The organism is Microcystis sp. LEGE 00066 (assembly GCF_015207925.1).
Taxonomy (GTDB): domain Bacteria; phylum Cyanobacteriota; class Cyanobacteriia; order Cyanobacteriales; family Microcystaceae; genus Microcystis; species Microcystis ichthyoblabe_A.
Genome location: NZ_JADEVX010000332.1, coordinates 1 through 1,903, shown reverse-complemented (window position 1 = coordinate 1,903; position 1,903 = coordinate 1). Strand labels below are relative to the sequence as shown.

Sequence of the window (1,903 nt, the reverse complement as noted above, 5' to 3'; positions counted from 1 at the left end):
ACCCCACACCCTACACCCTACACCCTACCCCAACGAAAAACTTTTTCAGCAAACCCTAAGTAGTCGTGCCAAATTAATTTCCTAAACCTTGACCAGAAATTCTGTAAACTTCGATCAAAAGCTGCGTAAATTCTGTATTTTCTCTGGAAGTCTTAGATATAGCCTTTAGAATTGTGATCGTGGCGGTAGGCTAATTCAGATCAATTAAACTTTTTCCTCACTCCCGACTTTGTTGGTATCATGAAACCTAACTCTGGCCGTAAACGTTTATTATCCCTGATATCTGCTGTTTCCTGTAGTTCCCTCTTGATTTTATCCCCTCTAGCCCAGAGAGCGCAAGCAGACGATATTACGGATGCCCTAGAAGCGGTAATTGAATATACGGCTCAATTACACCAGATCAATTTTAAGTATTTGTTAAGTGATGGCCCGATAACCACTCCCTGCGGTGTAATTTCCCTAGCGGCTTTCTGCACTGTAGATAATACAGTTTACGTCAATCTCCAGCAAGTTACTCGCATTAGTGATAATCCCCTATTTCCCCTTTACGCCGTCGCTCACGAGGCTGCTCACGCTGTTCAGTGGAATCGGGGTATCGGTGGCATCGATGAAGGTGGAATGAGCATTGGCATTGAATTACAGGCCGATTGTCTAGCGGGAGATACCCTTTCCTGGTTACTTACCGAAGCAAGAAGTTTATCCAAACAGGATTATATAATGGCAGGAAAACTCCTAGCGGAAGCGGCCTCGGAAGTGGGCGATTTTGAAGCTCCCAATAACTCCCACGGCACACCACAACAGCGAGGTGATTCGGTTTTACAAGGATTCTACGGGGAAAATCATGAAGCTTGTATGCGTTAACTAGCATTCAAGGCTGTATTTCCCCTAGAATGCCTAAAAAAGCCTAAAAAACTACTGTAACCCTAACCAAGATAACAGACCTTGGCCAGTGAGATACTCGATCAACAGGGTGATCACAAAACCAATCATAGCGGCTCTACCGTTGAGGCGCTCGGCATAGTCATTAAAGCCAAATTTGGGGTCTTCTAATTTGGGGGTTTGAGTCGGTTGTGGTTCAGTCATGATCTTTACAGGCCCTTTACATTTCTTTACTATTCTAGCGGAGTTAGAAGTTAGGTTGTAACTAATTTCTAACTCCTCCCTATTTGCCCTAATCTCGACCGTTAAGAGCGATTAAAAGGCGCAGAATAAAGATAAATAGGTTGATATAGGTCAAATACATCGATAAAGCAGCACTGAGATACTGCTCATCTCTGTAGGTACGGGGCAAGATGTAAAAGTCCACCACTGCCGAACCAGCAAACAAGAAAACCCCGATGCCAGAAATAGCGATTTCTAACCAGGTGGGAGTACCGCCACCAAAGATAGAGAAAATTAGCTGACCAATGAGAACAATAAAGAGAGCGAAAATACCGATGCTAACGGTTTGAGTCAGCGCTAAACCATCTTTTTCCGACAGATTCGAGCCGATATTGCGTCCCAAGACAAAAGCGATGCCGCAACCGAGGGCAGCAATTGCCACTCCTCGCAAACCAACACCGGAAGTACCTAGGGCCACATAGACGATTCCACTGAGAGTATAGCCAGAAAGAAGGCTATAGAGAGTCAGTAGGGGCAGAGCAGTGCCTGTATTGCCTTTTTCCGCAGTATTACGGGCGACGAAAAATAAAATAATCTCAGCAATCAGAGCGACAAAGAAAGTCGGGAAGAAAATCTGGGGATAGGATTGGATCACACCTAAACCGCCATAGGTTCCCAGCAATTCTCATTTTGAAATAAATAGAGCATTAACCCCGATTTTGGCATGGGCATATAGTACAAAGTAACTATTTTTGAGGAGAGGCGATCACCCAAAAAAACAGTTGGCTGGACAAATTAAGTA

The 1,903-nt window shown here is 44.3% G+C and carries 2 protein-coding genes and 1 pseudogene; 1 reads left to right on the top strand and 2 read right to left on the bottom strand.

Features of this window, described 5'->3' with window-relative positions:
- Window positions 1-240: 240 nt before the first annotated feature.
- Window positions 241-861 (top strand): hypothetical protein, encoded by a 621-nt coding sequence (locus IQ224_RS23230; protein WP_002742491.1) that lies wholly within the window; start codon window positions 241-243, stop codon window positions 859-861.
- A 51-nt stretch (window positions 862-912) separates the two neighbouring features.
- Here the strand turns inward: IQ224_RS23230 and IQ224_RS23225 are convergent, their stop codons facing one another.
- Together IQ224_RS23225 and IQ224_RS23220 are read right to left on the bottom strand one after the other, a co-directional pair.
- Window positions 913-1,083 (bottom strand): high light inducible protein, encoded by a 171-nt coding sequence (locus IQ224_RS23225; protein ID WP_002742489.1) that lies wholly within the window; start codon window positions 1,081-1,083, stop codon window positions 913-915.
- A gap of 88 nt (window positions 1,084-1,171) precedes the next feature.
- Window positions 1,172-1,780: pseudogene (locus tag IQ224_RS23220) on the bottom strand (Bax inhibitor-1 family protein); the annotation flags it as partial.
- Between the last annotated feature and the right edge of the window lie 123 nt (window positions 1,781-1,903).